We start from the raw sequence: 25,251 nt of genomic DNA on the forward strand, positions 1-25,251 counted from the left end.
GTTTAGTTGATAGGGGCCGGTGTTCGAAGTATAATGCCTGGCCGGTGGGGTAATTTCTCGGAATTAGTGCGAGGCGGTTGACATCGCCCTTGTAGCGACGGGCGCCATTTTCCCGGCGAGGTTCTTTTCCGCCCGCCGGCAGTTCTGGGGAAAGGTGCGGGGCCACTGGGCCTGTTCGTTGCCGGAAAGCGAAGATTGCGACGTTGGCTTTTCACTGGAGGTGCCTCATGTCAACTCGGAAGTTCTTGATGTTTTTGGGTATGGCAGTTTTCTTAGTGGGCTGCGCAAAAGGGGGATCGAGTCTCAATACCGTTCCTGTAAAAGGGCGTGTAACACTCGATGGGGCGCCGCTTCCCGGTGCCACCGTGACGTTTTCGCCAAAAACGCCGGAGGGCCGCACGGCGGCGGGTATGACGAACGAGAACGGTGAATTCGTTTTGACGACAATTCGGGCGGGAGATGGGGCTGTTCCTGGCGAATACGGTGTGGCCATCACAAAGCCGGTGGCGACGGCCGGTCCTGTCGACGACCCGCGGGCGCGAGGGGGGGCTTTAACGCCCGAACAAATGGCCCAGATTCGTGAGCAGGCTAAGACAAAAGGCGGGGCAGAGGGAGGCTCTGCCATCCCCAAGAAGTACACCTCGCCGACGACTTCCGGTCTTACTGCAACAGTGAAACGGGGTGAGAAAAATGAATTTACATTCGATTTGAAGTCCCAGTAATTAAGAGTTAAAATACTTCAATTGGTCTTTGATGTGCAAAAAACTTGACGTTGTTTTTGTGTGAAGTACAATTCGGGAGACGCCAAGGGCGGGCCAGCTCATCAGGGGTGGTTTAGGGTATCGCGGTTTTCTCTTTGGGTTGTCCCCGTGTTGAGTGGAGGTAGCTATGCAAAAAAAGAAATCTTCTCGGCGCCCGCGATGGCCTGTGCCGGCGTTTACGCTCGTCGAGCTGCTCGTGGTCATCGCCATTATCGGCATTTTGATTGCTTTGCTGCTGCCGGCTGTCCAGGCTGCCCGTGAGGCGGCCCGGCGTAGTCAATGCACCAATAACCTCAAACAAATTGGTTTGGCTCTTCACAACTATCACGACTCCCACAAGAAGTTTCCCAGCCTTGGTCAGGGGACTCAGGCTGGCAACGAGGCCACGTGCACTTATGGTGGGCTGAGTGCTTTCGTCATGCTCCTCCCGTATCTCGAGCAGACCTCCATCTATCAGCAGTTTTCTTCCCCGCAAGCGAATCCCCCTTATCCTGCCTGGGGGCCTGTACCCTGGTACGGTTGGAATTTCCGTCCGCATAACGTTCAGATCCCGTCTATCCTGTGTCCATCCGACGGCGGTGCCGGGAAACTGCAGGACGACGGTCGTCCTTACTGGTGGCAGGGTGACAATAACTACGTCTTCTGCTGGGGCGACGATATCAGCGTGGACTGGCGAGGACGCGCTAACCCTCGGGGAATATTTGGCGCGGATAGCTTCCTTAGCTTCTCCGATATTTTGGACGGCACCAGCAACACCCTCGCCGCCAGTGAAGTGGTCGTCTCCAAGCGGAGTGATGATCCGGTCACCCACGGAAATTATGTAGAGAACGTGGGTGATGGAAATCTCCGAGCGAATCCATCACAGTGCCTGGCTTTCAAGGGCCCCAACAACACCATCGTGAATGCTCCCCAAATCGGCGAGCTCCGCGGTGTGCACTGGGCATGGGGGACAAGCTGTGTGACGGGCTTCAATACCGTCCTCCCGCCGAATTCCATCGGCTGTAAGGGATTTTGGTCGGAGTGGGGCTCTGACCACGTGATGCCGCCCGACAGCTATCACCCCGGTGGCGTCAACGCTCTGCTGGCCGATGGTTCCGTCCGGTTTATCAGCGACACGATTAACACCGGCGATTTGACGCGGCCAGAACCAACCGGTGGGCCGAGCCCGTATGGTGTATGGGGCGCGTTGGGCAGTCGGGCTGGAAGTGAGAGCGTCAGTGGATTCTGAAATGGCTATCGTTTAGCCGCTGGCGAAAATGTATCGGCATAGCATGAGGGGACGCTGTCCACGTAAGATGGCGTCCCCAGTTTGTTGCGCTCGCTTTCTTCAGCGTGGGCGAAGAATGATTCAGCGACTAGGAGAATCAGTAAGGACCCGCGCAATACGCCGCTGTGCGGTGATGAGGAGTGTCGCCATAATTCTTGGCTTTTCACTGCTCGCCACAAGCGCAGGTGCTGCCGACAAGGTGCGATTTAGGGATGTGACTGCCGCGACGGGGATCGACTTCGTTCATACGGATGGCAGCTCCGGCAACTATTTCATTATCGAAACGGTGGCCTCCGGATTGGCAACCTTTGACTATGACAACGATGGCCTTGTGGATATTTACTTTCTTAACGGTTCTGCCCTACCCGGAATGAAGGTCGATAAGCCGCCCTGTAATAGGCTTTACAAGAATTTAGGAGGATTCCGTTTTGTCGATGTTACTGAAAAGGCGGGGGTGGGGGACACCGGTTACGGTCTGGCGGTGGCCACCGCGGACTTCGATAACGACGGCGACCAGGATATTTACATTTCCAACTGGGGGCCCAATTGTTTCTTTCGCAACAATGGCGACGGCACTTTTACGGATGTGACCCGGCAAACCGGAACGGCCGCTGCTTTTCCCGACAAAGCGGGCGCGGGCGTTGCTTTTCTGGATGCCGATCGCGACGGATGGCTCGATCTGTTCGTCTCCAATTACCTGCGGTTCACAACGGAAATGGACGTTCGGGCCTACTGGAAAGGGCTTCGCATCTATCCTGATCCCTCGCGATTTGCCGTGTTTCCCGATATGCTCTTTCGCAATAATCGCGATGGCACGTTCAGGGACATCAGCGAAGAGTCCGGTGTGAATAAACATCGGGGACGCGGGATGGGAATCGTCTGCGCGGATTACGATAACGATGGCGACACGGACATCTTCGTCAATAGCGACGGACCGCCCGGAAACTCTCTCCTAAAAAACGATGGCACCGGCCGGTTCGAGGATATTGGAATGCTGGCGGGTGTGGCTTTCGATTCGGCAGGGTTGGCCCATGGCGCGATGGGAGTGGACGCCGGTGACTACGACAACGATGGCCGGCTTGACTTCTATGTTACGTCATACCAGGGACAACTGGCGACACTCTATCGCAATCTGGGCGACGATCTTTTCGATGATGTGACGCAGCTGACGGGGGCGGGAACACGATCACTCAACCAGGTCACCTGGGGATGCACCCTGGCCGACTTTAATAACGATGGTTTTAAAGATATCTTCTATGTATGCGGACACCTCATAGACAATATTGAACAACTCGACGATACAACATCGCTAGCGGCATCGCCTGTTCTCCTTTTGAATGACGGTACAGGAAAGTTCGTGGATGTGTCGATGGAGGCCGGTCTGACGATGAAATCCGTTGGACGGGGAGCCGCGTTCGACGATCTGGATAACGACGGTCGTCTGGATGTGGTCATCTTGAACACGCGGCGTCCTCCCACGATCCTCCGCAACGAGACAATGACGAGCAATCACTGGCTGGAAGTGCAGCTTGTGGGCCGTCAAACGAATCGCGACGGGGTGGGCTCGCGGGTCATCCTGCAAGCCGGGGATCTCACCCAGGTGGACGAGGTCCACAGCGGTCGCGGATATCAGAGTCACTATGGCATGCGTTTGCACTTTGGCCTGGGCCACCACCAAACCGTCGATCGCCTGGAAGTTCGCTGGCTGAGCGGTCATGTGGATGTCTTCAAGAATATTCCTGCTGACCGACGCATCGTGGTGACGGAAGGCCAAGGTTGGCGCGAGATTCGTTGAACAGAGATGATTTTCACCCACCAAAGACATCGATGCTTTGAGCCATCAAATCGCATGATTCAGGAAGACGGACCGTGAATGTCGCGGAGGCTCAAGCCGGTGGGGAACATGAAGTGGGTTCGGGAATAGGGCGACGTCCACTAACAGGCCGCTCATTAACGGTCCTTCGAATATGGGCGAACTATCAGCCGTGAAAACCGTCCAAGCGAACGCTTCCCGCGGCGCCGATGCACGCCGCCCATCGGGTTGGATGATGCTTGCCGGCCTGCTCGCGCTGGTGGCAGTGGTTTTCATCCTGGCTCAAGTCAGTGGCCTGCGGATGGTCCAGTCACCCAGGGAGGAGGCAACGGGGCAACACGGGTCAACCCCGGGGCAAAAGCAGGCGACTTCCAGCATTTCTCCCAGCCCACCTCTTCCGACGAACACCGCCGAGTTGATCGAGGAAGTGCACCGGGAAATTCTCGCCATTCGTGAGCGTTATCCGGACGATATTGACTGTCGAGAGATGGAGGCCCGGTTTCTCGACTGGGTGGGGAAGTCCGAAGAGGCGGTGGCCATCTGGAAAGAGTGCCTCGAGAAGAGTCCTCAGTATGCCCATGCCTATGTGGGACTTGCATCGGTGGCCTTCAAACGAGGGGACTACGAACAGGCCGCCACATGGGCGCGGCAGGCCATTGGGCTCGATCCGGGTTACTATCGGGCTCGGGATATTTGTGCCGAAGCCCTCTTAAATCTGGGCCGTCCCCAGGAAGCTGTGGAGGTCCTCGCGGAGTATCTCGCCAAGGATCCCCGAGCACATGGATTGTTCCTTTTAGGTCGGGCGTACACACTTTTGCAGGATTGGGACCGAGCAGCAAAAGCTTACGAAGCTGCGGTGCGGAAATACCCCGATTATGCAGAAGCATTCTATGCGCTTTCCCGTGTTTATCTGCGACAGGGGAAGCGGGCGGAAGCGGAGAAGATCTTGGCGAGGTATTGGGAACTCATGAAAAAGCGGGACCTGCACGTGGAAGGGATGCCCCTCGGCACCGATTTTAAAGAGGCCTCGGTGAATGCGGCCATCATTTCGAGCGACCTCGGCCGCATTTATCTGGCTAAAGGCAATCGAGAAGAAGCCCTGCGGTTGTGGTATCGGGCGATTGCGCTGGATCCTTCCCATCTTCCAGCGCGGGAGATGCTGGCCCAGCTTGCCCTTCAGGAACGTCGCGATGGGGAGGCGATTGTTCAGTACCAAAAGCTCATGGAGCTTGATCCCATGAGCTTGCAATATCCGCTCGTGCTGGCGGCGATTCTGACGCGGAATCAGCGACTTTCCGAAGCGGAGCAGATTCTCCGGGCGTTCTGTGAACGGTGGCCGGAGCGGCCTGAAGGGTATGTTGCCATCGCGCAGTTTTATCTAGCGGTGGCAGGCCGTGCGGAGGATGCCCGGAAGGCCGCGGAAAAGGCAGTGGAAATTGCGGGGACGGCAGCGAACTATGCTCTTCTCGCCCAGGCCGCCCATGCCGCAGGAAATCAACAAAAGGCGGAGCAAGCCTTCAAAAAGGCCGTGGAACTTGCTCCCGGCCGACCAGAGTGGGAGAGACTCCGCGAGATGATCCTGCAGGAAACATCAGCCAGGCAAAGCGGTCAACCGTGATTGAAAAAGGGGCCGGTTTTCTGTTTCAATGATTGAGTGCCGTTAAATGACGGAAAAAGGGGGCCCCATGGTGGTAAGGCAATGGACTGATCAGGCAGAGGGGGCACGCTTGTCATGCATGATGAGATGAAATCGAACGTTAAACGGCGGATCTTACAAACAGGTCCTGCGGGAGAAATGGACTCCCCTGTCGGGGTCTTGTCCGGCATCAGCGATTGAGGGGAGGCTTCTGGATGCGGTGGTTTTCGAAGCGATAATCGGAAAGAATGTAATACACAACAACTCAGCTGACACAATGACTGAAAGGGGTGCTTATGACCGGATTAACGGGTGGTGACTGGACATTGCATCGCGATCTGGCTCGGAGGGGTTCTCCTTGGGTGAGGCGTCCCGCAACGAATGCCCAATGGATGGCGTTGGGAGTTGCCGTGGTTTGCTTTTTTATTCCCGCGATCTTCGTCACGCTGATGGGCGAAGGGGCAACGCCGGTAGAAAAAGTGATGGCAGGACTTTTGTTGGTGCCAGCTGGAGCGGTGAATGCGGTAATCGGCGCCTATTTGACGTCGAAACTGCTGGCCTTGGCGGTGCGGAGTGAGGATTACACGTTCATTATCCTCGGCACCCTGGTCTTTGCTGTGCTGGCCATCGCTTATGTGATGTTCCTTAGTGTGCCGGAACGTCCTGAGGAGCCGCCATTCCCCCCGCGCCCCATGTTTCGAGAACCGGAGCCAAGCCCCTCTTCCGAAAAGGCCGTGAGTGCTTTAATGAGATCCATTGCGGGATTGATGCTGTGCGGGGCCAATTTGGGAGCGATCGTCTCCGCGCTATCGGTGGTCGTTATTCGTAGCACGGTTCGCCCAAATCCAGTTGCATCCCGGGAATCGATTCCATCGCGCGACTGGCAGTCGCAGGGAGAAATCCCTCCCGAGGGTCTTGCTGCTCCCGTCGCAGATCCGTCTTCAAGTTACCAACCGCCTCCCCCACCTTTCATGCAGACACCCCAGAGAGTCGGGCAGAGCATGTCCGAGGCTGTTTTTACCGGCTCTCCACCTGGGACCGAGGTTCCCGCGACGAGCATGACGGCCAATGTCGACCGGCGTGAGATAGAGGCCAGTTCGGTCCTGCGCGAGGCCATCCGCAAACTCAACAGCGGGCAGCGCGAAGAGGGGACCGGCCTTCTCCAAAACGTCGTCTCTCAATATCCCGGCACGAAGGCGGCCCGCACCGCACAGGCGTATCTCGCGAAACTTGGTCGAGGCTGATTGGGGGAGCGCCTTTCTGCACCGCCGGGCTGGCGGGCGGGGGACCTTCGTGTTCACCCCGGCATACCCGTCCCCAGTCAAAAGGGCGCACAGCGACAATCCGTCACAGCGTCGTGGCGCAACTTGGGCAAAATGAGCCGCGGAGGCTGTTTGGTATCGATCGGACTTTCCGACAAGCAACCTTGCAGGGTAAGCTCGCGCGTTCACATCAGCCCTGACACCACCCCCTCTGCGATGGTCCCTCTCTTGGGCCCACATGCTTTCCAACATGTCTCAGTTGCGAGCCTAGCGTGCTCTGCCGGAGAATCAGGCGGGAACGTCAATAAAGTGTGCGACTCCCACAGTTGCGAGGCGCGTGAGCGACCAGGGCTCCGCCCCGTAAGGCTTGGAAAATGGCAGTTTCGCGGTACTCGGATGGTCACACTGTTTCAAACCGAGCTTAACTTTGATCGTTGTCGCGGCTACCCTTCTGCGATATACTTCCCAGAATCAGTGGGCTGAGTGGTGTTTCTGTCACTGGAGTTTTCAGGACGGGTAGATGAAGAAACCGAAGGTCATCGTGATCGGCGCAGGGCCGGGAGGGTTGGCGGCTGCGCTCCTGCTGGCCAAGGCGGGTGTCGAAGTTCTTGTCCTGGAGCGACTGGCCGTGGTGGGTGGCCGCTGCTCGCAGCTTCAAATTGGCCAGTATAAGTTCGATCGTGGGCCAACGTTTCTGCACTATCCCTGCGCCCTGCGGGAGATCTTTCGGGCGATTGGGCGAAAACTGGAAGAAGAGATTCCCCTCGTTCGATTGGACCCCATGTATCGGCTCTTCCTGGGGGCGCGGGGTTACTTGGATGCCACAGCCGATATTCCCAAAATGGTGGAGCAAATAAAAAAATTCTCACCGCAGGATACTCAAGGTTTTGAGAAATTCCTGCGCGATAATCAGCGCAAATTCGCTCCCGTTATTCGTTGTCTTCAACGACCGTTTGAACGCATCTATCATTATTTGAGCCGGGAAGCGTTAGGGCTGCTTCCTGTGCTGCGGCCGCACAGGACTCTTCAACAGGATTTGGCGCGCTTTTTCAGCGATCCCGATTTGCAGGTGGCGTTTACGTTCCAGTCAAAATATCTCGGAATGTCCCCCGAACGGTGCCCCAGCATGTTCTCGGTGCTGTCTTATTTGGAATACGCCTACGGCGTGTTTCATCCAATCGGCGGCTGCAATGCGGTGCCGCGCCGTCTGGCGGAACTGGCGGTGCAATTCGGGGCACAGATTCGCCTCAATGAGGAAGTGCAGGAAATCTTTTTCGAGGGGCGTCGGCCGATCGGAGTACGGACGCAGAATGACGCCTATCCCTGCGATGCCCTGGTCATCAATGCAGATTTTGCGCGGTGCATGCAGCGGTTGGTGCCAGATCGGCTGCGGCGTCGCTGGTCAAACCAGAATTTGGAAAGGAAACGTTATTCATGCTCTACGTTCATGATGTATCTTGGCATAGAAGGCAAAGTAGACGGATTACTTCATCATAATATTTACGTACCACCAAACTATCGAGAATATTTGAAAGACATTGAAGAACGACACGTCCTTTCGGATGAACCAGCGTTCTACGTGCAGAACGCCTGCATTACCGATAAAACGCTGGCGCCACCGGGCCACAGTACCCTGTACATCCTCGTGCCGGTCACCCATCAGCATCCCAACGTCGACTGGAAGAAAGAACGGCTGCGTTTTCGTGAGCTGGTTCTGGACCGGCTGCAACGGATTGGCCTGAAGGATGTCCGATCCCGAATCCGCGCGGAGCTTATCTGGACCCCGGCCGACTGGGAGGCATGGGAGATCTTTCGGGGCGCCACTTTCAACCTGGCACACAACCTGGGGCAGATGCTCTATTTTCGGCCGCACAACCGTTTCGAGGAGCTTGATCGGGTATACCTGGTGGGTGGGGGGACCCATCCGGGCAGCGGGTTGCCGACGATTTTTGAGTCATCGCGTCTTTCCGCGCGACTGCTGCTGGAGGATTTTGGGTTCGACACGGCATGGCTCAAGCCGGGGCCACTGGAACCGCCGCTCGTTACAGTGCCCACCTGAGAAAGAAGATTGGTCGGGCATGACACGCGTGCCCCTCCGAAAGAATTCCGGAGGGACGTGCTCGTCACGTCCGCTTGTCAACCGTGGCTGTTCCACGCCAATTCACTGGACCCGACAAGCGGGTCCCTCCGGAAAGGGTTCCTGCGGGCTGCGAAAATTCAAAGCCTCAATCCGGCGTAGGGGGAATTCCTCAATGGCCCCAACCGGGATCTGTTTTGGATTCCCTCGCGGGGGCGAAAACACGCGGAGACTACCAGGGGTTTTCCATCATCCCCACGATCTGCGACGCCAATCGCTGAATGGCCGCCTGCTGGGCTGTGGCAAGCGACTGGCCCACTTCCGGAACAAATGTCGCTTCCGCCACCACGCTGGTCAATTCCGGTGGCACAGGGATCGTTTCCTCCGCTGTGAGGGATCGCCCCCGATTGTCAATCCACTGCACCTCCACCTGGAATCGCGTGGCAATCTCGCGGGGATCGTCGTACGGGTTCTCGACGACCGTGCGTTTGGTTTCGGAGACAATTCGGCCGGTGAGAATGCTGTCGGCCTGCTCGGGTGAACCCACCACCTTGTACGGTGTGCGGAGTTCGATCTCTTTAATGACCGCCTCTGTCAGTCTTTCTCCCAATCCAGGGCGCAAGCTGGCCGATTGAAACATGGGCACATAGACCGTTTGGATGTCCGGACGATACAGCTGTACGTTTCCCACCTGATAGCCGGCACATCCACCCACCACGAGCAGAGATATCCCCACCAGAGCCAGCACGAGGGCGGCCGTCGACCTCGCCCCGCCAAAACACTCGCCGGTGCGATCACCCAACCTCGCCCGCCGAAGGCAGCTCAAAATGACGCAGGGAGAAAAATGGCTGCCAATCATGGCTCATCCTTGTGACTCTCGAAAAGATCAGTGAGGAATTTGAAACGATTGGGGGGCTTGTCGGGAAGGCCATCGATCTGCCGGATTCGCTCGGCTGCCAGGACGGCCGCCTTGGTGTGAGGAAACTCCCGTAATGTGGCACGGTAATAATATCGAGCAGCTCCGTAGTAATGGCGATTGTCGTAATACTGCCCGATGGCGAAATACCGCATGGCCTTTTCTTCGGTGATTTCGTTTTTGGCACGGACCACTTCTTCCCTGTCGGAACCCAGGCGATCCCGGTACACGGTGAGCAATTCGTCCGCGGCGCGTTCCGCTTTTTCCAGGGGGGTGCCATCGTAAAGTGGTCCCTGATAGGACAATTCATGAGCTTTGATGGCCAAAAGTGCGGCGTTCACCGCGTGTTCACTCTGTGAATAGTCTTTTCGCAGGAGGTCATAATGATAAGCGGCGTCCTGGTATCGCCCTTTGAGAAAATAAGCGTTGGCAGTGGCCATCACCGCATCATCGGCAAGGGGCCCTGTGGGGTCGTAGAGACGCACGTTCTGGTAGGCCTTGATTGCCCGACCCCAGGTGTCAAAGGTGGGTCGGCTCTTATCGCCCCACTGAACCAGCCCGAGCATCGAGGGTTTTGAAAGTTCCACCTGTTCCCAGTACCGTCCGATGGCAAACTCGCGCTTGGCGACAGTGTCCAGATATCGGGTAAACTCGTACTTTTTGAGCAGCTCGAGATAGGCATTTTCTGCCTGGGGATAGCGATCGGCAAAAAAGTACGATTCGCCCGCCATGAACAGGGCATCTTCTTCGAGGGGTGAATTGGGCCAGTGCTTGGCGGCTTTTTTGAATTTGGCGGCCGCCTCTTCGTATCGACCCCGGCGGTACAGTTCGGCACCCTCCTGATAGAGCGAGCGGGCGAGAGATTCGTCGCGTTTCGGCTGGAATAGTTTGCCCAACCGCTTGGGGATTTCAAAAAGGATGAAGTCTTCTTCCTCTTCTTCCTCATCCGAGCGGGGCACAATAACCGTGTCGGCATCGGCAGGCGGAAGCGGTTCACCACTGTCTTGGTTGGCCGACGTGCGCTGGACAGCCGTCCCGTTGTCCGCGGTCTGCTGGAGATTCCCCAATTCGTTTTGCCCGGCAGACCGAGCCGGCTTCGCCGCGGACGAGTCCGCGCTGGACGGCTGGGATGTGGCGGACGGTTCCTCCCGTCCGGTGATCCTGCGGAAAAGCCACCCCTCTTCAGCCGGTTGCTGGGGATCGTAACCCGACCGCTTGGCCCGATCCGGAAGTTCCAGCATACTTCGGCATCCGGCCACTGAAAGAATCGTCCCTATCACCAAGGCCACCAAGAGGTGCGGGGGGAGCCACCGGCCGGTGCTCCGCACAGCCCGCGCAATTCCGTTTGTGATTGTGGCCCTATCGGCCGGACAATCCCAGGTATTCATGCATCCGTGGCCTTTGGCCCAAAAGGTGACACACGTACTGTCCCAACAGGCCGCGCAGTTGACCGCTTACACTCGGCGCGATGTGCAACGAGCCAACGTCCCGCGGTGTTTTTCCCCGAAGCTCCTCCATCGCATCGATAACACTGGCAGGCACGAGCACGACTCCGCGTTTTCCCGGGCGACACCGGCCACACAGCACGCCACCATCAAGCAGCGAAAAATAGTATTCCTGCCGGGCATTCGCCCCCGATGTTGGATGACCTTCTTCCCGGGACTGAGCAGAAGCCCTGCCGCGAACGCTCTCCCCACAACTCACGCACATGTCGAGTGCCGGACTGTGGCCGGTTAGATCCAGAATCCGCAACTCATAAAACGGCACTAGAAGCTGGATATCACCTCCTTTCTGAAGGACCGTCAGGGTCTCTTCGGAAACGTCAAACAGTTCCGGATGGGCGTCCTCCTCGTCCGTCATGGCGTTGAGAAGCTCCGCGACATAGAGGGCCGCATAATACCGCGGCAAGCCGCTTTGTTCCACCCGAAATCGCCGCTGGAGCTTCGCCTCCGTGATAATGTGGAGGGCCTCTGAGGACTTGCGAAGAAAGACTACGCGACAAAGCGAAAGGAGGTCAAGAGCAAAGTCAAAGGGGTTTTTCGGCCGTTTCGCACCTTTCGCTATCCCCCGGATTTTGCCAAATTCGCGGGTAAACAGCGTGACGACGAGGCTGCTCTCGCTGAAATCGTAGGTGCGAAGAACCAGGGCCGTCGCTTGTTCGGCAGACATCGGCGTACAAACCTGCTACTCCATTCCAGTGATTGTCAGGCGGAACACCCAAGGGCTTGTTCTTTTTCGCTTGCATTTCCTCATTTCAATTGTCGGGCAAGGGCCCGCGACAGGCGATCAGCCCAGTAGATCGGGTCTGGTAAACGGTGCTGGGCGAACAGCGGCCGGATCACCCGTACGCACCCCTCCACATCAATGCGGTGTCCCACCGAAAGAAAGACTGGCTGGGCATGTCCCCGCTGACTCCGCAGCACAACCCCCAGGTGGCGTCCTTCCCATTCCACCGCCAGAGTCCCACCCGGCAGCAATTCCTTCTGTTCCATCTGGCCGCATAACAGGGTTTTGGTGATTCCGATCGTGGGCCGATCGATCACGACCCCCAGATGACTGGCGATCCCCATTCCCCGCGGATGTAACAGGCCACTCCCATCCACCGCGATGACGTCCGCCAGTTGGTCCTCCCTGGCGGCTTTCCTGATGACCGAAAGCATCGGCGACAACTCGCGGAAGGCCAGGTAACTGGTGATGTAAGGAAATCGGGCTCTTTCCACCACCGATGTCTCGTAGAGTTTCTCCCCCCCGGGCCAACTGACACGACAGTACACTGCCACCGCCCACTGCCCCCGATAGGAAACATCCACTCCAGCGCAATCTTTTGGATCAGCGGGAAGCGGCGTGATGATCACTTTTTTTCGCAGGTCCTCCTGGATGGCTCGCAACTTTCGCAGCGGCCGGTCTTCATCTTCAATTCCAAGGAGGCTTGCCAATTCCTGGGGGCCGATGATGGCCTCTTCCGAAACCCCTCCCGGCAACACAGCAACACCTTCCCGCCGCAGCAAATCTCGCTGTACGTCCGCTCCGATGCCAGAACGCCCCAGCCGTCCTCCGACTCGGACCACGCGATGGCAAGCACATTCTTCCAAATGGGTGTGCTCGACCAGCCACGTACCCACCCAGCGTGCCGCTTGCCTATCGCCGAGCAACTCCGCAAGCGCTCCGCAGGTCGTCACCCGGCCTGGTGGGATCGCCGCAATGCACTGGCGCAAAATGGCCTCCAGATCAGGAACCACGTCATCCACTTCCGATTCGCTCATGGTGACCATCTCCCCCAAACCAGGCGAAGGGGCCGGACCAATCCCACAACGTCTTCCCGCCGCCAGCGACGACCGCCCTGCCGGCTGTCCAGGGAAATGTGAGGGTCGTCCCCCAGCAACACAAAGCCGTCACCCGCGTCGGCAATCAGCCCATCGGGATAGGGCACCACCCACCAGACACCCATTTCCCGCAACCGAATTTCTCCCTGGGTCACAGTGAGCCGCAACACAACCGGGGCGTCTTTCGGCGAACCATCGTCGTCCCAATCGTGGGTGAACAGGCCCATGTCGTCCATCAGAAGCATCCAGCGCCGATCCACGGAAGAGAGCACAATCCGCCGCGGAATGGTCCCCGGAAGTTCCCGCCGCCCCTGGAAAAGAGGCCGCTTTTCTGGCCCCAGGATCCGCCAGGCCACACTCGGGTGCTCCCCCGCGGACCAGGTTACCTCGATCCCATAGTCGCCAAATCGTGCCGACATTACAAACGCGGTCCCCGGAGCAGCTTGCGCCAAAAAAACCGACCAGAGCACGTTCGTGCAGAGCCGCTCTGCCTGATCTGCCGCGGGGTGATATGGGCAGAAGGTTGTCAGCCGCCGGGAATAAACCCATTCCGCGGATTTTTTATCAACCCCGTCTGCGGACAGCACGAGTCCTTGCCCATCCTCATTGCCGCATCGTGTCAGCAATCGCGCCATCTCCCATTGCACGGGCAGGGGCCGGCGCATCGGCACATCATTGCAATACAAAAGTCCGGCTTTGACAAAGACTTTTTCCCCCGGCAAACCCACCACGCGCTTCACCACCAGACCCGGCATGTTTTGCTCCCGAATCGCCGCCAGATCCCATCGCTGGACAGGCCGAACGAGCCCGCGAAACACGAGAATCCGATCCCCCGAGTGCTGGCTGACCGGGGGGGCTTTGGCCGACTCGCCGGGCTGCACCTCGGCCCAACGCTTTCCACACACGGGACACACAGCCCGTATCAGCGTCGTCCGTTTTTCCCCCCATGCTGCATCCCACAGCAGTTCGCGCCCACACCGCGGACAGTGGCTTTTCCAATGGAGGCCTCGCAGAGTCGGAAACATCGATCCGCTGGTCACGACGATCGGCGTCATCAGCCCCTGAAGCGCCAGTTGGTCCAGCGCGAGCACACCGATCGCGATCAGGACCAAACTCCGGCCTAATCGTTTGACAGGCGAGGCCATTCTGGACCGGCGAAAAATGAGAGTGTCCTCTCTGGGCCGCACAATCTCCCATCCGTTTCGCTGAGGCGCCCGCTCCACTCCAATTCGTACCGAAAGAAACCCCCAACCCGCTCTGATAGTGGTGTTGCAGACACGATGGCCCCAACGCGAGGACCGTTGAAGCCATTGCAGGCCCGCAATCCCCTCCTTACAGGCGGTAGATGAATTCCTTGGCTTGCCGCAATTCGGCCAGCGGATCCCCTTCTCCGGTGGGGCGAAGGATAAGATGCCCCTGATAGCCGACTTTCTCAAGGGCAGTTAACACACCGGGATAGTCAACATTGCCCTGGCCGAGTGGCACCAAGCGGTAGCCTCTTCCCCCCGGACGGCTGGTCACATCGCCCGCGTGAAATGCAAGAATCCACCTTCCGAGCGTCTCGATCGCTTCTGCGGGGTCGTAACCGTGCATGGCGAACTCGGCCGGATTCACCTCCACTCCGATCCCCCCTTCGGGGAGGCCATTCAGTAGTCGCACCACATCCGCGGCCGGTTCCCATCCCGTTTCAACAGCCAGTACCGCTCCCGCCCGCTCCCCCCACCGGCTCAGGTCGGCAAGGACTTCCTTCAACACCTGCCATTCGAGATTTTCGGAGTTTTGCGCGATAAAGCCGATTCTATAGCTCAGGTATCGCCCCCCTAATTGGTAGGTCAGATCCATGGCCCGCCGGATGTCCTCGATCCGCTTTTCCAGTCCTTCAGGGTCATCCAGGCCCCTCGAAAGTCGTAGCCGCGCAAGTGCTAGGGTGAGGTTCCAATCCGCCAGATGTTTCCGTATTTCCCGGATGGCCGTCCGCGTGTAGTCTTCCAGCGGCATCAGCCCGATGAGGTCCAGTTCCACCCCTTCCAGGGCAAGGTCCCGAATGCGGGGTAACGTCTCGCGGAGATCACCCGGGATGGGACCGACATCAGCAGCCAGGCGGATTTTTAACACAGTTTGAGTCCCTCTCAATGAGCGTCCCGTTGTCGGCCGAAGCGCTTCCAGGAGCCTGTGGATCTCGACAGCGGGTATCGACGATCCTGCAATCGGGATTCGCCGATCAGGCTGTCCCGCTTCGCGCCTTCAGACGCACGATACTGATAGCCACCAGGAGAAACGATCGAAAGTGCTCCCACCTCAGATTGTGGTCTCATTGCTCATTGTAGGAGTGGCGGCGGAGGTCCCCAAGTCTCCGCCCGCTCTGAGTGTCCCCTTGCCGCCGGACCTGAGCATCGTTTACCGCTGTAATTTCGACGAAAGTCACGACCAGAACTACGACTTGTTTCCCGATTACTGGACCCGCGCGTATGGGCCGCGCTACCCCCTCTACGTGAAAGCCGAAATCGTCCCTGTTGCCTCTCCCGACTCTCCGCGCTCGCTGTGGGGCTACCTCGATGGTGGTTCCCTCGCCTTGAGCACCCCACCCATCAGCATCACGCAGCTCTTCAGCTATCAGGCCCAGGTTTGGGTACGGACGCGAAATGTCCAGAGCGACCGCATTTTTCTAGAAGTCACCCTGCTGGACAGCAACGACAAGCCGCTTCGGCTCCTCAGCTCACGCCAACTGGGAGAAACCGCCGAGTGGACCCTGCTGAGTGTGGGACCGTTTGACGTGGACGACCCGCTCGTCGCAAAAGCTGTGTTGACCCTCCATGTCGAGGCCGGTGTCCGGGCTGACGTCGGGGCAGAAGTTTGGTTCGGAACCGTCTCGCTGCGCCGACTGCCGATGCTCAGAGTCACGCTCGACCGTCCCAACGGCCTCTACCTGCTCCCTCAACAACCGTGTGTCAACTGCGTGGTGTCGGGAGTCCCTTCGCCGGCGCCCCTGTTGCAGATTCGCGTGATGAATGCGGAGCAACAGGAGGTTTTACAGGAGAAGATCTCGCTCGAGTCCCAGCCGGCATTCAGCGAGGAGGAGATCCCGCCTGAACCAGCGCTGCGTGGCATCACCCTCTACAAGGGTACCACCCAGCGGACCCTACCGCTGGACCAGCCGGGCTATTATCGCATTCGGGTGCATCTTGCTCAGGATTCCAATTCCTCTCGCGATGCGGAGCTGGCCTTCGTGATCATGCGACCGCCCGAGGGCAATGATCTTTCACCCTTCGGTTGGAGTCTTCCCCTGGGAGTTCTCCCCCCGGGGCCAGACCGCCTCCGGGAACTCCTGCATCACGCGGCGGTTGGATACGTCAAATTCCCCGTTTGGTGCGATGATAACACGGACAAGCGAACTCTTCAGGAAACATCGCATTTTCTGGAGCATCTTGCTTCTCACGGCGTGCAAATTGTTGGCCTCCTCACCCCGCCCGACAGCGTTCGAGAAAAGATTTCTCCTCATGCGACCACGCTGGATGTGCTCAGTTCCGATCCAAAAATTTGGCAACCATCTTTGGAGTTCACCTTTGCGCGGGTTGCCACTCTGGTGCGCTACTGGCAATTGGGGGAAGATGATGGCGAACCGCTCCCCAGCCCAGCGCGAATCCAGCAGGTTCTCGATCAGGCCCAGAAAGCCTTGGGTAACGTCGTGGCGGAAATCCGGCTGGGCATTCCCTGGAACTGGCTCCGGCCCTTTCCTCCGATCCGTCTTGCGTTTGTCCATCTAACGGGCGAGCCGTCGCTCACTGCGGAAGAACTCGAATCTTTTTTGCAAGCAATTCCCAAAGATCCCGCCCCGCCGCAGATTTTCCTCACGCTCCGTCCCCTGGATGATCGCGAGTATTCCTTACGCGATCGTGTCCGCGATCTCGTGTTGCGGATGGCCGCCACTCGGGAAGGGGCTGTCCTGGCCGCGTTTCATCCGGACCCCTTTGATCCTCACACTGGCCTGTGCACTGCTACCGGCACACCGACCGAGCTGTATCTTCCCTGGCGCACAACGGCCAACGCCTTGGCATCGGCCCAGCCGATCGGCTCCGTTCTCCTTCCCGGAGGCTCCACCAATCGTATCTTCTCAATCGACCAACAGAGGGGCGTCATGGTGTTATGGGCTGACCGTCCCGCCAGGGAAGTCCTCTATCTCGGCAGTGAGATCACCGCCTTCGATGCCTGGGGGAAGGAAGTCCCCGTGGAAAACACTCCCCAGGGCCAGGCCATTTTGGTGGGAGACTGGCCGCTCTTTGTGTACGGCGTTTCCGTACCCATTGCGCGATGGCGGCAACGCGTCACCCTGGCAACGACACGTCTGCCCAGTGTTTACGGCGTTCCCTACCGAAACCAGCTTCGTTTCCAGAATACCTTTCCGGAGCCCGTTTCAGGAGAGGCTTTCATCACCACGCCGCCCAACTGGCACGTTTCACCCCGCCACTTCACTTTTCAGCTCCAACCCGGCGAAACACTGGAACGCGAGGTTTTTTTCACCCTCCCATTCGATGCGGAAACCGGCCCTCAACCTGTCCGCGTCGATTTTCGTGCCCAGGGTGAAAGCGGCTACCGCTTCAGCAGTTACCACTTCGTGGAGGTGGGACTGGGCGACGTGTACATCGAAGTTTCCACCCGGTTGGATGAATCGGGCGACCTCGTGGTGCAGCAAGTCTTCGTCAACGAAACCGAGTACCCTGTCTCCTTCCGCTGTGAGCTGTTTGCTCCCGATCGCCGCCGTCAGTTCATGCTCATTCGGGAGCAGGGCCCCGGGCGAACTGTACACCAGTATCGGTTTCCCCGCGGAAGAGAGCTCATCGGCAAAACCCTGTGGCTTCGGGCGGAAGAAATCGGCGGCTCACGAACTCTCAATTACCGAATCACGGCTGCCGAGTGATCTCGCTCTCGCTCGTCTCCCCTGTGACGGCCACCCGGGGTTGCCATAGCGCGGAAACGGCCGCCACCAGAATCCCCACCACAAGCACCCCGATCGCCCAAAGCGCCTCGTACGTCCTGTTCTGAATGGCGTACGTCACGCTGGAATAGATCATGAACAAACAGGAACTGCAAAAGATGACAGGCGTGATGGGGAAGAACAACGTACGGTAAGGACGGGGCACGTCCGGGTACCTGGCCCGCAGAACAAACAGCGACAGCCCTACGAGAAAGAAAAATGTCCAGAAAACCGGGGTCGTGAAATTGAGCAGATTATTGAAGCCATCCTGATACCATCCAAAAGCGGTCACCAGTCCCAGGGTGATCACCCCTTGAACCAGAAGCGACCATACCGGCGTGCTCCGCTGGGGATCCCAGCTTCCCAGAATTCGGAACACGCGGTGGTCACGGCCCATGGCATAATACACCCGGGCTCCGGTGAAGATCTGGCCATTCACCGAGCCGAGTGCCGAGATGCAAATAATCAGCGCGATGAGTTTGCTGCCGAAGTCACCCATCGACAGCCGCAGCAGATCGGCCGCCACCACTTCCGACTTCTGCACCCCCGTGAAGCCCAATCCGCGTACAAAGGCCACGGTGGCCAGCACGTAAATGGCCGTGACCGCCAGAGTTCCCAGCACCAGTGCCCGAAGGATGTTTCGCGTGGGATTCTTGACCTCCGCCGCAACGTAGGCCATCTCATTCCAGCCACCGTAGGTGAAAAGCACCAGGATCATGGCCAGCCGCAGATCAAACGGCGGGGGATCGGCGGAGGGGGCTTTCTGTCCTGTCGCACCCGGAACAAACAACATCCCCACCACGAAGATGAGTGCCAGGCTGAGCACCTTCAGAACGGTGAGGAGATTCTGCGTCCACTTCCCTTCCCGCACGCCCAGGATGTTGATCAATGTCAGAACGGCGATGGCTCCCATGGCATAGGCCATGAGAGAAAACTGTGGACCACCTGGTAAACGGAGGGGGAAGATTTCCCGGGCATAGGTGGCGAAAACGAACGCCATCATGCCGATCGAACCTGGTCGCACGACCCACAGTTCGCACCAGGCGAAGAGGAAGCCCATCCAGCGTCCATACGCCCGAGTGAGAAACACGTAATCACCCCCGGCGTGTGGGAAGGCGGTGGCCAGCTCTGCATAGCAGAGGGCTCCAATCAGGGAGAGCAGTCCGCCCAGCACCCACACGGCCACCAGCCAGCCTGCATTCGGTAGGACGCTGGCGATGATGGGGGTGGTCTTGTAAATTCCCGCCCCGATGATAATGCCCACGATGATGCAGATCGAATCGAAAAGCCCCAGTTCCTTTCTGGGTTGGGTGGCGGTGGACGGCACAGAGGGTGCATTCAGGGAAGTGGCTTTGTTCATCATGGATCGGCTGCGATACGGCAGGATATGAAGACCCCGTCAATCGTAACACCACGCCTTGCACCATCAGCCCACGGCAAGCCGTCATTGTAATCGGAACCTGGCCCGGCCGCCACGGTACCAGCGAAAAGTTGAAATGGTAGGTTTTTTCGGAGCGGCACGCTTGTCGCGCCCGGTGTCAGTTGGCCATTTGACGTCAGAACTGGTAGGGGCAATTCATGAATTGCCCCTACCGAAGCGCCAGCGGTCCGCTACGCACCCGGTCGTGCCACGGGCGATGCATGAATCGCCCTGACCGAGAATTCGATGCGGGTTGCTACGCGCCGACGTGTTCCGACGTAATCTGTGAACTGCTCCGAGGGGTCAATCTTTGTCGTGCTCGGTGAGACGTGCGTTTTCCTGTTTCCTGTGCCGTCAACCGTCGCGATAGGGGGTGAACTTCAACTGTTATTGCGGCTTGTCGCGGGTGCGCCCTAGAATAAAAGCAGAGGGGAATCAATCGCAGGGCAGGTCCACACGCGCTGTTATCAGACGATCCACAATGACACGTCAGTGGCAAGTCTGCTGGGCTGCGGCTGGCCTTTGACGATGACGACAACGGGAAGTCCTTGGGGGGATGTTAACGTATCGCACCTACCTCAATACAGATCCGCCTCATCTGTTACGGATATGGGCTGAGTGTACTGGTCGGCCCGGCCTTGTCCAGCCTTTGAACATGTCCTCCTTGGAGCGCAGCGTGCTGAACAAGCCGTATTTCGACCCCAAGGGTTTGATACTGGCGTTCGACGACAGGCGTCCGGTGGGCTTTGCCCATGCCGGCTTTGCACCCCCGAGTGATTTTGGCGATGCCCTGCGTCACGACGTGGGAATCACATGTCTGCTTCTGGTGTGCCCGGACTACGAGAAGTCGCGGGTGCCCGAGGAACTTCTCTTGCGCTGCGAGGAGTATCTCACGTCCCGGGGTGCGCAGGTGCTTTACGGGGGTTCTGCCAGTCCATGGCATCCGTTCTATCTCGGCCTTTATGGGGGTTTTCAACTGCCCGGCATTCTGGAGAGCGATACCCGACTCATCGAGACCTTCACGCAGCACAGTTACGTGCTGGATGCCCGATACCGGCGCTTTCAATTGAACTTGATGCATTACCGTCGGCCTCCGGATCCGGATTTGCGGTTGCAGTTTGCCCAGTACTCCGTTTGCAAGCGACTGGATCCCCAGCTCACCCAGTGGTGGGATGCAGTGTCCTACTGTGAATCCGAGCTTTTGGATTACTTGCTCGTCAACCCTACCACAGGCCGACCGGTGGCCCGGGTGCGATTCTGCAAGCATAATCCCAATCCGCATTCCTGGCCGGCGGTAGGGCTGGTGGATATTCGTGTTGCTGAGGGATGGGCAGACCGGAGGGTCGATGATTTCCTGCTGGGAGAGTCTCTGGTCCGCTTGCAGCAGGAAGGGATTTCCGTGGTCGAGGCCCAGTGTCCCAGCGGGGCCACCGGCACGGCGAATCTCCTCACCACTCATGGATTTCAGCCGGCAACGGGAGGGGTCGTCTTCCGCAAAGAGAAAACCACCTGAAACAGCCCGCAGGCCACGCTTTTCCCGGGAAGGCTTCGCGCTTTCCAGCGCATTCGAGGCCACCAATTCCCGTTAGTTACTCCGCGGAGACGCGAGGCGCTTCCGGCGTGGCGGCCTTGTCGGCGGGAGCTTCGTCATTCGGGTGGTCGGGGCTCTTGTCCGGCTGATCGACGGACTTTGCCAAAGGCCAAATCCGGACCTGCCGGGTTCGATCGAGGCTGATGAATTGTGAAGTGCGCGGCACAAAAAGGACCGGTCCGCCAAAATCGCTGAACGAGGCATGACACCGACCGGTAGCCACGTTCCAGATGCGAAGTTCCACCTTGCCGGCGGCTGCATCGGGCGGAGTGGCTGAGAGGAGTGCCTGCCCATCCGGAGAGTACGCCAGATAAGTGATGAACCCTGGTGTTTCTTCCCACGAACCGAGGAAGCGAAGCGAGGGAAATTCAAACCGTTGAATGGCTGGGATCAGGCGGCTGACGACGGCGATCTGACTTGCGTGGGGTGAAAAAGCAACGGCGGCGACGGGGCCATTCTGAAGGAAGGCGGTGGCGACCTGTCGTCGACGGTCGAAATCCCATACCACAATCTGACCATTCGCCGTGCCCGCCACAAGGTACTGTCCGTCGGGAGAGAAACCGAGGCTCGTGGCGTAGGTGCCGGGCAGTGCGAGTCCCTGGAGTTCGGTTTCCAGCCAGGATTTGGTATCCCATGCCATGAATCGGCCGCGACGGTCCGCCGCGAGCACGAGTTTACCGTTTGGCCTCAGGGTCAAGGCGGTCAACGGGACGTTCAGCGAGGACACGGTGCGGGGAGGACTCAGGCGCTGCGCGTCACGGACTTGAAGCTGCCGCTCCCGGACTACGGCGATGAGCCACTGGCCATCGGCGGTGAAGAACAACCAGTCATCGCTGAGACCGGCCTGTTTGGCGCTCACCAGACGGGTTCTCGTGGCCGCGTCCCACAGGCTGATGGTGGAGTCCCGGAAGGCAAGCCCTTCCACAGTGGCGATGCGGGTTCCATCGGGCGATACAGCAATCGCCCGCACAATGCGGTTTTCTGTCTCCAGCCGAGGGGGAACCTCCTGCTTTTCCAGATCCCATCTGTTCAGGACACCCTGAGATGCGGTGTAGACCACTCGGGAATCCGGCGAGAAGGTTCCGTAGACGGCGTAACCCGTGTGGGCACTCAGACGATGGCTTTGGGAGAGGTTCCGGACGTTCCACACGCGGGCGGTGTAATCTTCGGCGGCCGTGAGCAGATGACGCCCGTCCGGAGAAAAATGGACGGTGCGGATGGGATGGAAGTGCACATCGCGGAGGTATCGGGCCTGTCGCGTGGTGAGGTTATAGAGCCAGATACTACCCCCTGCGGCTCCCGCCAGCAAATTGCCCTCTGGTGAAAAATCCAGCGACCACACCGGTTCTTGAAACTCCCGGACCTGGTGCACGATTTCTAAATCTGGCCAGGAAAGGAGAGCCACGCGGCCATTCGCTGTTCCGCAGGCGATCAGGTGACCCTTCGGGGCTATGGCGATCGAGCGAAACATTCCCGTGGAGAATCGCGCGGTATCCCGAACGAGGATAGGCCGCTGGACTGCCGAGCTGATGGGAGGAATCGTGAAGAACACGGCATTGCCCGGCCCCAGGGTGCGGAGCACGTCCGCCGTGAGCACGTTGACTTTCTGTGTTTGAGTCGGGCGAGCCGAGCCCGACGGATCCACTGGAGTGCTTTCGCCCGTTGCGGTGACAGTGTTACCCTCCGCGGAAATTCTGAAGACGCCCACTCCGCGGTCCGTGGCGGCGAGGAGAAATTCTCCCTGCGGGTGAAACGCGATGTCCCACACAACATCGTTTTCGGTGAGGCGAAACGAGCGAATCAGGCGAACGGGCGGCTCTTCAGCGGGAGTCCACCGCCACAGGTGGATCGTATGGTCGTAGGAACTGGTGGCAAAAACATCACCTGTCGGGGCAAACGCCATTGCGGCGATCCAGTCGGAATGCGCTGGCAGTGTCTCCTTGACGCTATCCCCTTGAGTGTCCCACAGGATGATCGAGCCATCCCAGGTTCCCCAGAGAAGGAACCGACCGTCGGGAGACATCACGAGACGGCGGACCCATTTGTCCTCGCTGTGAGCAACGGTCCAGGATGTACGGCCCTCCAGACAGAGGTTGTAAAGGAGATTCCACGCAAAGTCGCGGAGATCGGGCGGGCAGCGATCCCGATCTTCGAGGATGGCGAGGGCCTGGGCGGGGTTTTCAAAGAGGAGCTCTTCCGCGCGAAAGAGCGCGTCCGCATAGCGCTGGTGGCGGGAGGCATCTTCTTGGGAGCGGAGTTCCTGGGCCTGCTGCTCGGCGAGATGGCTGAGGGCACGTCGATCGGCCTCAATCCGCTCCATCTCACGGGCGTACCAGCGCAGACCCAGGATGGCGATGGCCACGGACACCGCTACGGCGGTTAGCGAAGTAACAACCGTGGCGTGTCGGCGCAGCCACTTGAAGGCCCGCTCGAGCGGTCCCGCCGGCCGTGCCCAAATGACCTGCCCTTCCAGGAACCGATGGAGATCGTCGGCCAGGGCACCAGCGGAGGGGTAGCGTCGGCTGGGGTCTTTTTCCAGGCATTTCAGACAGATCGTTACAAGATCGCGGTGGACCGAGGGTTGGAGACGGTTAGGCGGAACGGGTTCCTGATGCCGGACCTGAAGCAACGTTTCAATGACATTCCGTCCTTGGAATGGCGGCCGGCCCGTGAGCAGTTCGTAAAGGATGGCCCCCAAAGCGTAAACATCGGTTGCCGGTCCAATCCGTCCCATCTCGCTGGACGTCTGTTCGGGAGCCATATAGGCGGGCGTCCCGATCAGTTCTTCCTCCGTACTCATGAGAGATTTCTGGTCCAGACGTTTGGCCAGTCCGAAGTCCGCAATTTTCGGGCTGCCATCGGCATCCAGGAGGACATTGGCCGGCTTGAGGTCGCGATGGAGGATCTGATGCTCATGCGCGTATTGGACGGCGCGGGCGAGAGTGGCCACCATCTTGGCGGCCTCGCGGGGACTCCACACCTTGTCAGGCCTGTCGGCGAGGGAGCCCCCCTCGAGATACTCCATGGCCACAAACCAGGACTCGGCGCTCTCGCCGATTTCGTAAATCTGAACAATATGGGGATGGCGGAGTGCGGCGGCAGCTTCGACCTCGGCCAGAAAGCGTTGCCGCACCGCTTTGTCCCAGGCCGCCTGGTTTACCACTTTGAGGGCGACATGGCGTTTCAGCCGCAGGTCGCGGGCTTTGTACACCACGGCAGTGGCACCCCGGCCGATCTCTTCCAAAAGCTCATAATGGCCGAGGATGGTGGGGAATTCGCGATCTTCCTGAACCGCACCTTCGCCAATGCGCGAGGCGGAACTCGTGGCTTCCCGATCGGGAGAGATTGTCGCCGAGGGGCCTGCATCGGACTGTGGCGGGAGGGAGTCCCCAGAATCGGATTCCGCCCCTGGCGTCGCATTGGGGACGTTGGATTGCAGGGGACCAACGTCCAGGACGGGCGAAGGTCCGTCTGTTTCCACCAGAGCCGTTTCGTTCAGTGATTCCTTGACGACCTGATGGAGAAAGAAGAGTTCTTCCAGGTCCTGGGTAAACTGGGGAAAACGACGGAAATATTCCTCCGTTTCAGGTTGTTCGCCAGTTTCGCACCGGGCCACGTACTCTGTGTAGATTAGCTCAAGCCACAATTCGGTGGAAAGTGAGTCAGAATCAACAGAGGAGAGGTAATCCTCGACGCGGCGACTCTGACGCTGCCGGATGGCCTGGTCCAGCGCCTGGCAGATTTCTCGCACGCTGTCTTCAATACCTGCCATGAGCCTGTTTGTTGCCGCGGGTGGCGAAAGGGTGAGGCAGCATAACGGAAGACACTACACGGGTTCTTCCCGCCGCACAAGTAGCGGGCAAACGCATCCCCGCTTGTTCCTTCCCTCCATCATAGTATGGTTTGGCGTGGTCCCGCGCACGAATTATCCCCCCGGAGTAGGGGAATTGTGCGAAAACTGCCGTCGCCACGTCTTTCGTGCTTTCCCACGGTCTCTTCCACGGTGAAAAGTCGTATGGTTCCGTAAAGCGGGACCGCCGACAGATCAGTCGGCCCCGTTTTTTCTCTCCTCAGTAAGGAGGCTGGAGCGCGCCCAGACGTTTTGCCGGAGTGAATTTCAGCTCGAAGGGAGCTGTCCATTAGGTGCACATCGTGACCATGGACACTCCAATTCGCAGACCAATCTTTGTCTACCAAGTTCAATTCCCGTGAA

At 58.7% G+C, this 25,251-nt stretch carries 16 protein-coding genes; 8 read left to right on the plus strand and 8 right to left on the minus strand.

What is annotated here, in order from left to right; genetic code table 11:
* Window positions 1-227 precede the first annotated feature (227 nt).
* The 6 genes from THTE_RS01895 to crtI all read left to right on the plus strand — a co-directional run bounded on the left by THTE_RS01895 (window position 228) and on the right by crtI (window position 8,798).
* Window positions 228-722, plus strand: coding sequence for a transthyretin-like family protein (locus THTE_RS01895; protein ID WP_095413844.1), 495 nt, complete (start codon window positions 228-230; stop codon window positions 720-722).
* A gap of 166 nt (window positions 723-888) precedes the next feature.
* Window positions 889-1,989, plus strand: coding sequence for a DUF1559 domain-containing protein (locus THTE_RS01900; RefSeq protein ID WP_095413845.1), 1,101 nt, complete (start codon window positions 889-891; stop codon window positions 1,987-1,989).
* Window positions 1,990-2,104: 115 nt separating this feature from the next.
* Window positions 2,105-3,823: a CRTAC1 family protein gene (locus THTE_RS01905; RefSeq protein WP_207651753.1), complete on the plus strand. Its 1,719-nt coding sequence runs from the start codon at window positions 2,105-2,107 to the stop codon at window positions 3,821-3,823.
* Window positions 3,824-4,013: 190 nt separating this feature from the next.
* On the plus strand, window positions 4,014-5,459 hold the full coding sequence (locus THTE_RS01910) for a tetratricopeptide repeat protein (protein WP_168175770.1): 1,446 nt from the start codon (window positions 4,014-4,016) through the stop codon (window positions 5,457-5,459).
* Window positions 5,460-5,869: 410 nt separating this feature from the next.
* Window positions 5,870-6,721 carry a tetratricopeptide repeat protein gene (locus THTE_RS01915; RefSeq protein ID WP_095413848.1) on the plus strand — a complete coding sequence of 284 codons (852 nt, stop codon included), beginning with the start codon at window positions 5,870-5,872 and terminating at the stop codon, window positions 6,719-6,721.
* Window positions 6,722-7,259: 538 nt separating this feature from the next.
* Window positions 7,260-8,798 (plus strand): phytoene desaturase family protein, encoded by a 1,539-nt coding sequence (gene crtI / locus THTE_RS01920; protein ID WP_095413849.1) that lies wholly within the window; start codon window positions 7,260-7,262, stop codon window positions 8,796-8,798.
* 250 nt (window positions 8,799-9,048) lie between these two features.
* On the opposite strand, the gene lptE is transcribed toward crtI, so the two are convergent.
* From lptE to THTE_RS01950, 6 genes are all read right to left on the minus strand, one after another.
* Complete coding sequence (lptE, locus tag THTE_RS01925; protein ID WP_095413850.1) at window positions 9,049-9,675, minus strand: LPS assembly lipoprotein LptE; 627 nt, start codon at window positions 9,673-9,675, stop codon at window positions 9,049-9,051.
* A complete protein-coding gene (locus THTE_RS01930) occupies window positions 9,672-10,973 on the minus strand; it encodes a tetratricopeptide repeat protein (protein ID WP_168175771.1) in 1,302 nt (433 codons plus the stop codon). The genes lptE and THTE_RS01930 overlap by 4 nt, the downstream gene beginning before the upstream one ends.
* A 118-nt stretch (window positions 10,974-11,091) precedes the next feature.
* Complete coding sequence (gene recO, locus THTE_RS01935) at window positions 11,092-11,901, minus strand: DNA repair protein RecO (protein WP_095413852.1); 810 nt, start codon at window positions 11,899-11,901, stop codon at window positions 11,092-11,094.
* Window positions 11,902-11,981: 80 nt separating this feature from the next.
* Window positions 11,982-12,995: an endonuclease V gene (locus THTE_RS01940; RefSeq protein WP_168175772.1), complete on the minus strand. Its 1,014-nt coding sequence runs from the start codon at window positions 12,993-12,995 to the stop codon at window positions 11,982-11,984.
* Window positions 12,992-14,242: a S26 family signal peptidase gene (locus tag THTE_RS18255; protein ID WP_207651754.1), complete on the minus strand. Its 1,251-nt coding sequence runs from the start codon at window positions 14,240-14,242 to the stop codon at window positions 12,992-12,994. Before THTE_RS18255 ends, THTE_RS01940 begins: the two co-directional genes overlap by 4 nt.
* Before the next feature lie 145 nt (window positions 14,243-14,387).
* Window positions 14,388-15,170 (minus strand): sugar phosphate isomerase/epimerase family protein, encoded by a 783-nt coding sequence (locus THTE_RS01950; protein WP_157731632.1) that lies wholly within the window; start codon window positions 15,168-15,170, stop codon window positions 14,388-14,390.
* Between the two features lie 172 nt (window positions 15,171-15,342).
* Here THTE_RS01950 and THTE_RS01955 point away from each other — a divergent pair, with 172 nt between their 5' ends.
* Entirely contained in the window at window positions 15,343-17,970 is a 2,628-nt protein-coding gene (locus tag THTE_RS01955) for a hypothetical protein (RefSeq protein WP_095413856.1), read from the plus strand.
* Here THTE_RS01955 and THTE_RS01960 read toward each other — a convergent pair.
* On the minus strand, window positions 17,954-19,390 hold the full coding sequence (locus tag THTE_RS01960; RefSeq protein ID WP_095413857.1) for an APC family permease: 1,437 nt from the start codon (window positions 19,388-19,390) through the stop codon (window positions 17,954-17,956). The genes THTE_RS01955 and THTE_RS01960 overlap by 17 nt on opposite strands.
* A gap of 613 nt (window positions 19,391-20,003) precedes the next feature.
* Between THTE_RS01960 and THTE_RS01965 the strand changes: the two genes are divergently transcribed.
* Entirely contained in the window at window positions 20,004-20,960 is a 957-nt protein-coding gene (locus THTE_RS01965; RefSeq protein WP_095413858.1) for a hypothetical protein, read from the plus strand.
* Window positions 20,961-21,036: 76 nt separating this feature from the next.
* Here THTE_RS01965 and THTE_RS01970 read toward each other — a convergent pair whose 3' ends face one another.
* Window positions 21,037-24,810, minus strand: a complete 3,774-nt coding sequence (locus tag THTE_RS01970) for a WD40 repeat domain-containing serine/threonine protein kinase (RefSeq protein ID WP_095413859.1) — start codon at window positions 24,808-24,810, stop codon at window positions 21,037-21,039.
* Window positions 24,811-25,251: the final 441 nt, after the last annotated feature.

Source organism: Thermogutta terrifontis, assembly GCF_002277955.1.
Lineage (GTDB): Bacteria > Planctomycetota > Planctomycetia > Pirellulales > Thermoguttaceae > Thermogutta > Thermogutta terrifontis.

Bases quoted from the DNA above. Each gene is read 5' to 3' on its own strand.
- THTE_RS01895 (WP_095413844.1), top strand. From the start codon at position 228: ATGTCAACTCGGAAGTTCTTGATGTTTTTGGGTATGGCAGTTTTCTTA.
- THTE_RS01900 (WP_095413845.1), top strand. From the start codon at position 889: ATGCAAAAAAAGAAATCTTCTCGGCGCCCGCGATGGCCTGTGCCGGCG.
- THTE_RS01905 (WP_207651753.1), top strand. From the start codon at position 2,105: ATGATTCAGCGACTAGGAGAATCAGTAAGGACCCGCGCAATACGCCGC.
- THTE_RS01915 (WP_095413848.1), top strand. From the start codon at position 5,870: ATGGCGTTGGGAGTTGCCGTGGTTTGCTTTTTTATTCCCGCGATCTTC.
- crtI (WP_095413849.1), top strand. From the start codon at position 7,260: ATGAAGAAACCGAAGGTCATCGTGATCGGCGCAGGGCCGGGAGGGTTG.
- lptE (WP_095413850.1), bottom strand. From the start codon at position 9,675: ATGATTGGCAGCCATTTTTCTCCCTGCGTCATTTTGAGCTGCCTTCGG.
- THTE_RS01930 (WP_168175771.1), bottom strand. From the start codon at position 10,973: ATGCTGGAACTTCCGGATCGGGCCAAGCGGTCGGGTTACGATCCCCAG.
- recO (WP_095413852.1), bottom strand. From the start codon at position 11,901: ATGTCTGCCGAACAAGCGACGGCCCTGGTTCTTCGCACCTACGATTTC.
- THTE_RS01940 (WP_168175772.1), bottom strand. From the start codon at position 12,995: ATGAGCGAATCGGAAGTGGATGACGTGGTTCCTGATCTGGAGGCCATT.
- THTE_RS01960 (WP_095413857.1), bottom strand. From the start codon at position 19,390: ATGATGAACAAAGCCACTTCCCTGAATGCACCCTCTGTGCCGTCCACC.
- THTE_RS01965 (WP_095413858.1), top strand. From the start codon at position 20,004: ATGTTAACGTATCGCACCTACCTCAATACAGATCCGCCTCATCTGTTA.
- THTE_RS01970 (WP_095413859.1), bottom strand. From the start codon at position 24,810: ATGGCAGGTATTGAAGACAGCGTGCGAGAAATCTGCCAGGCGCTGGAC.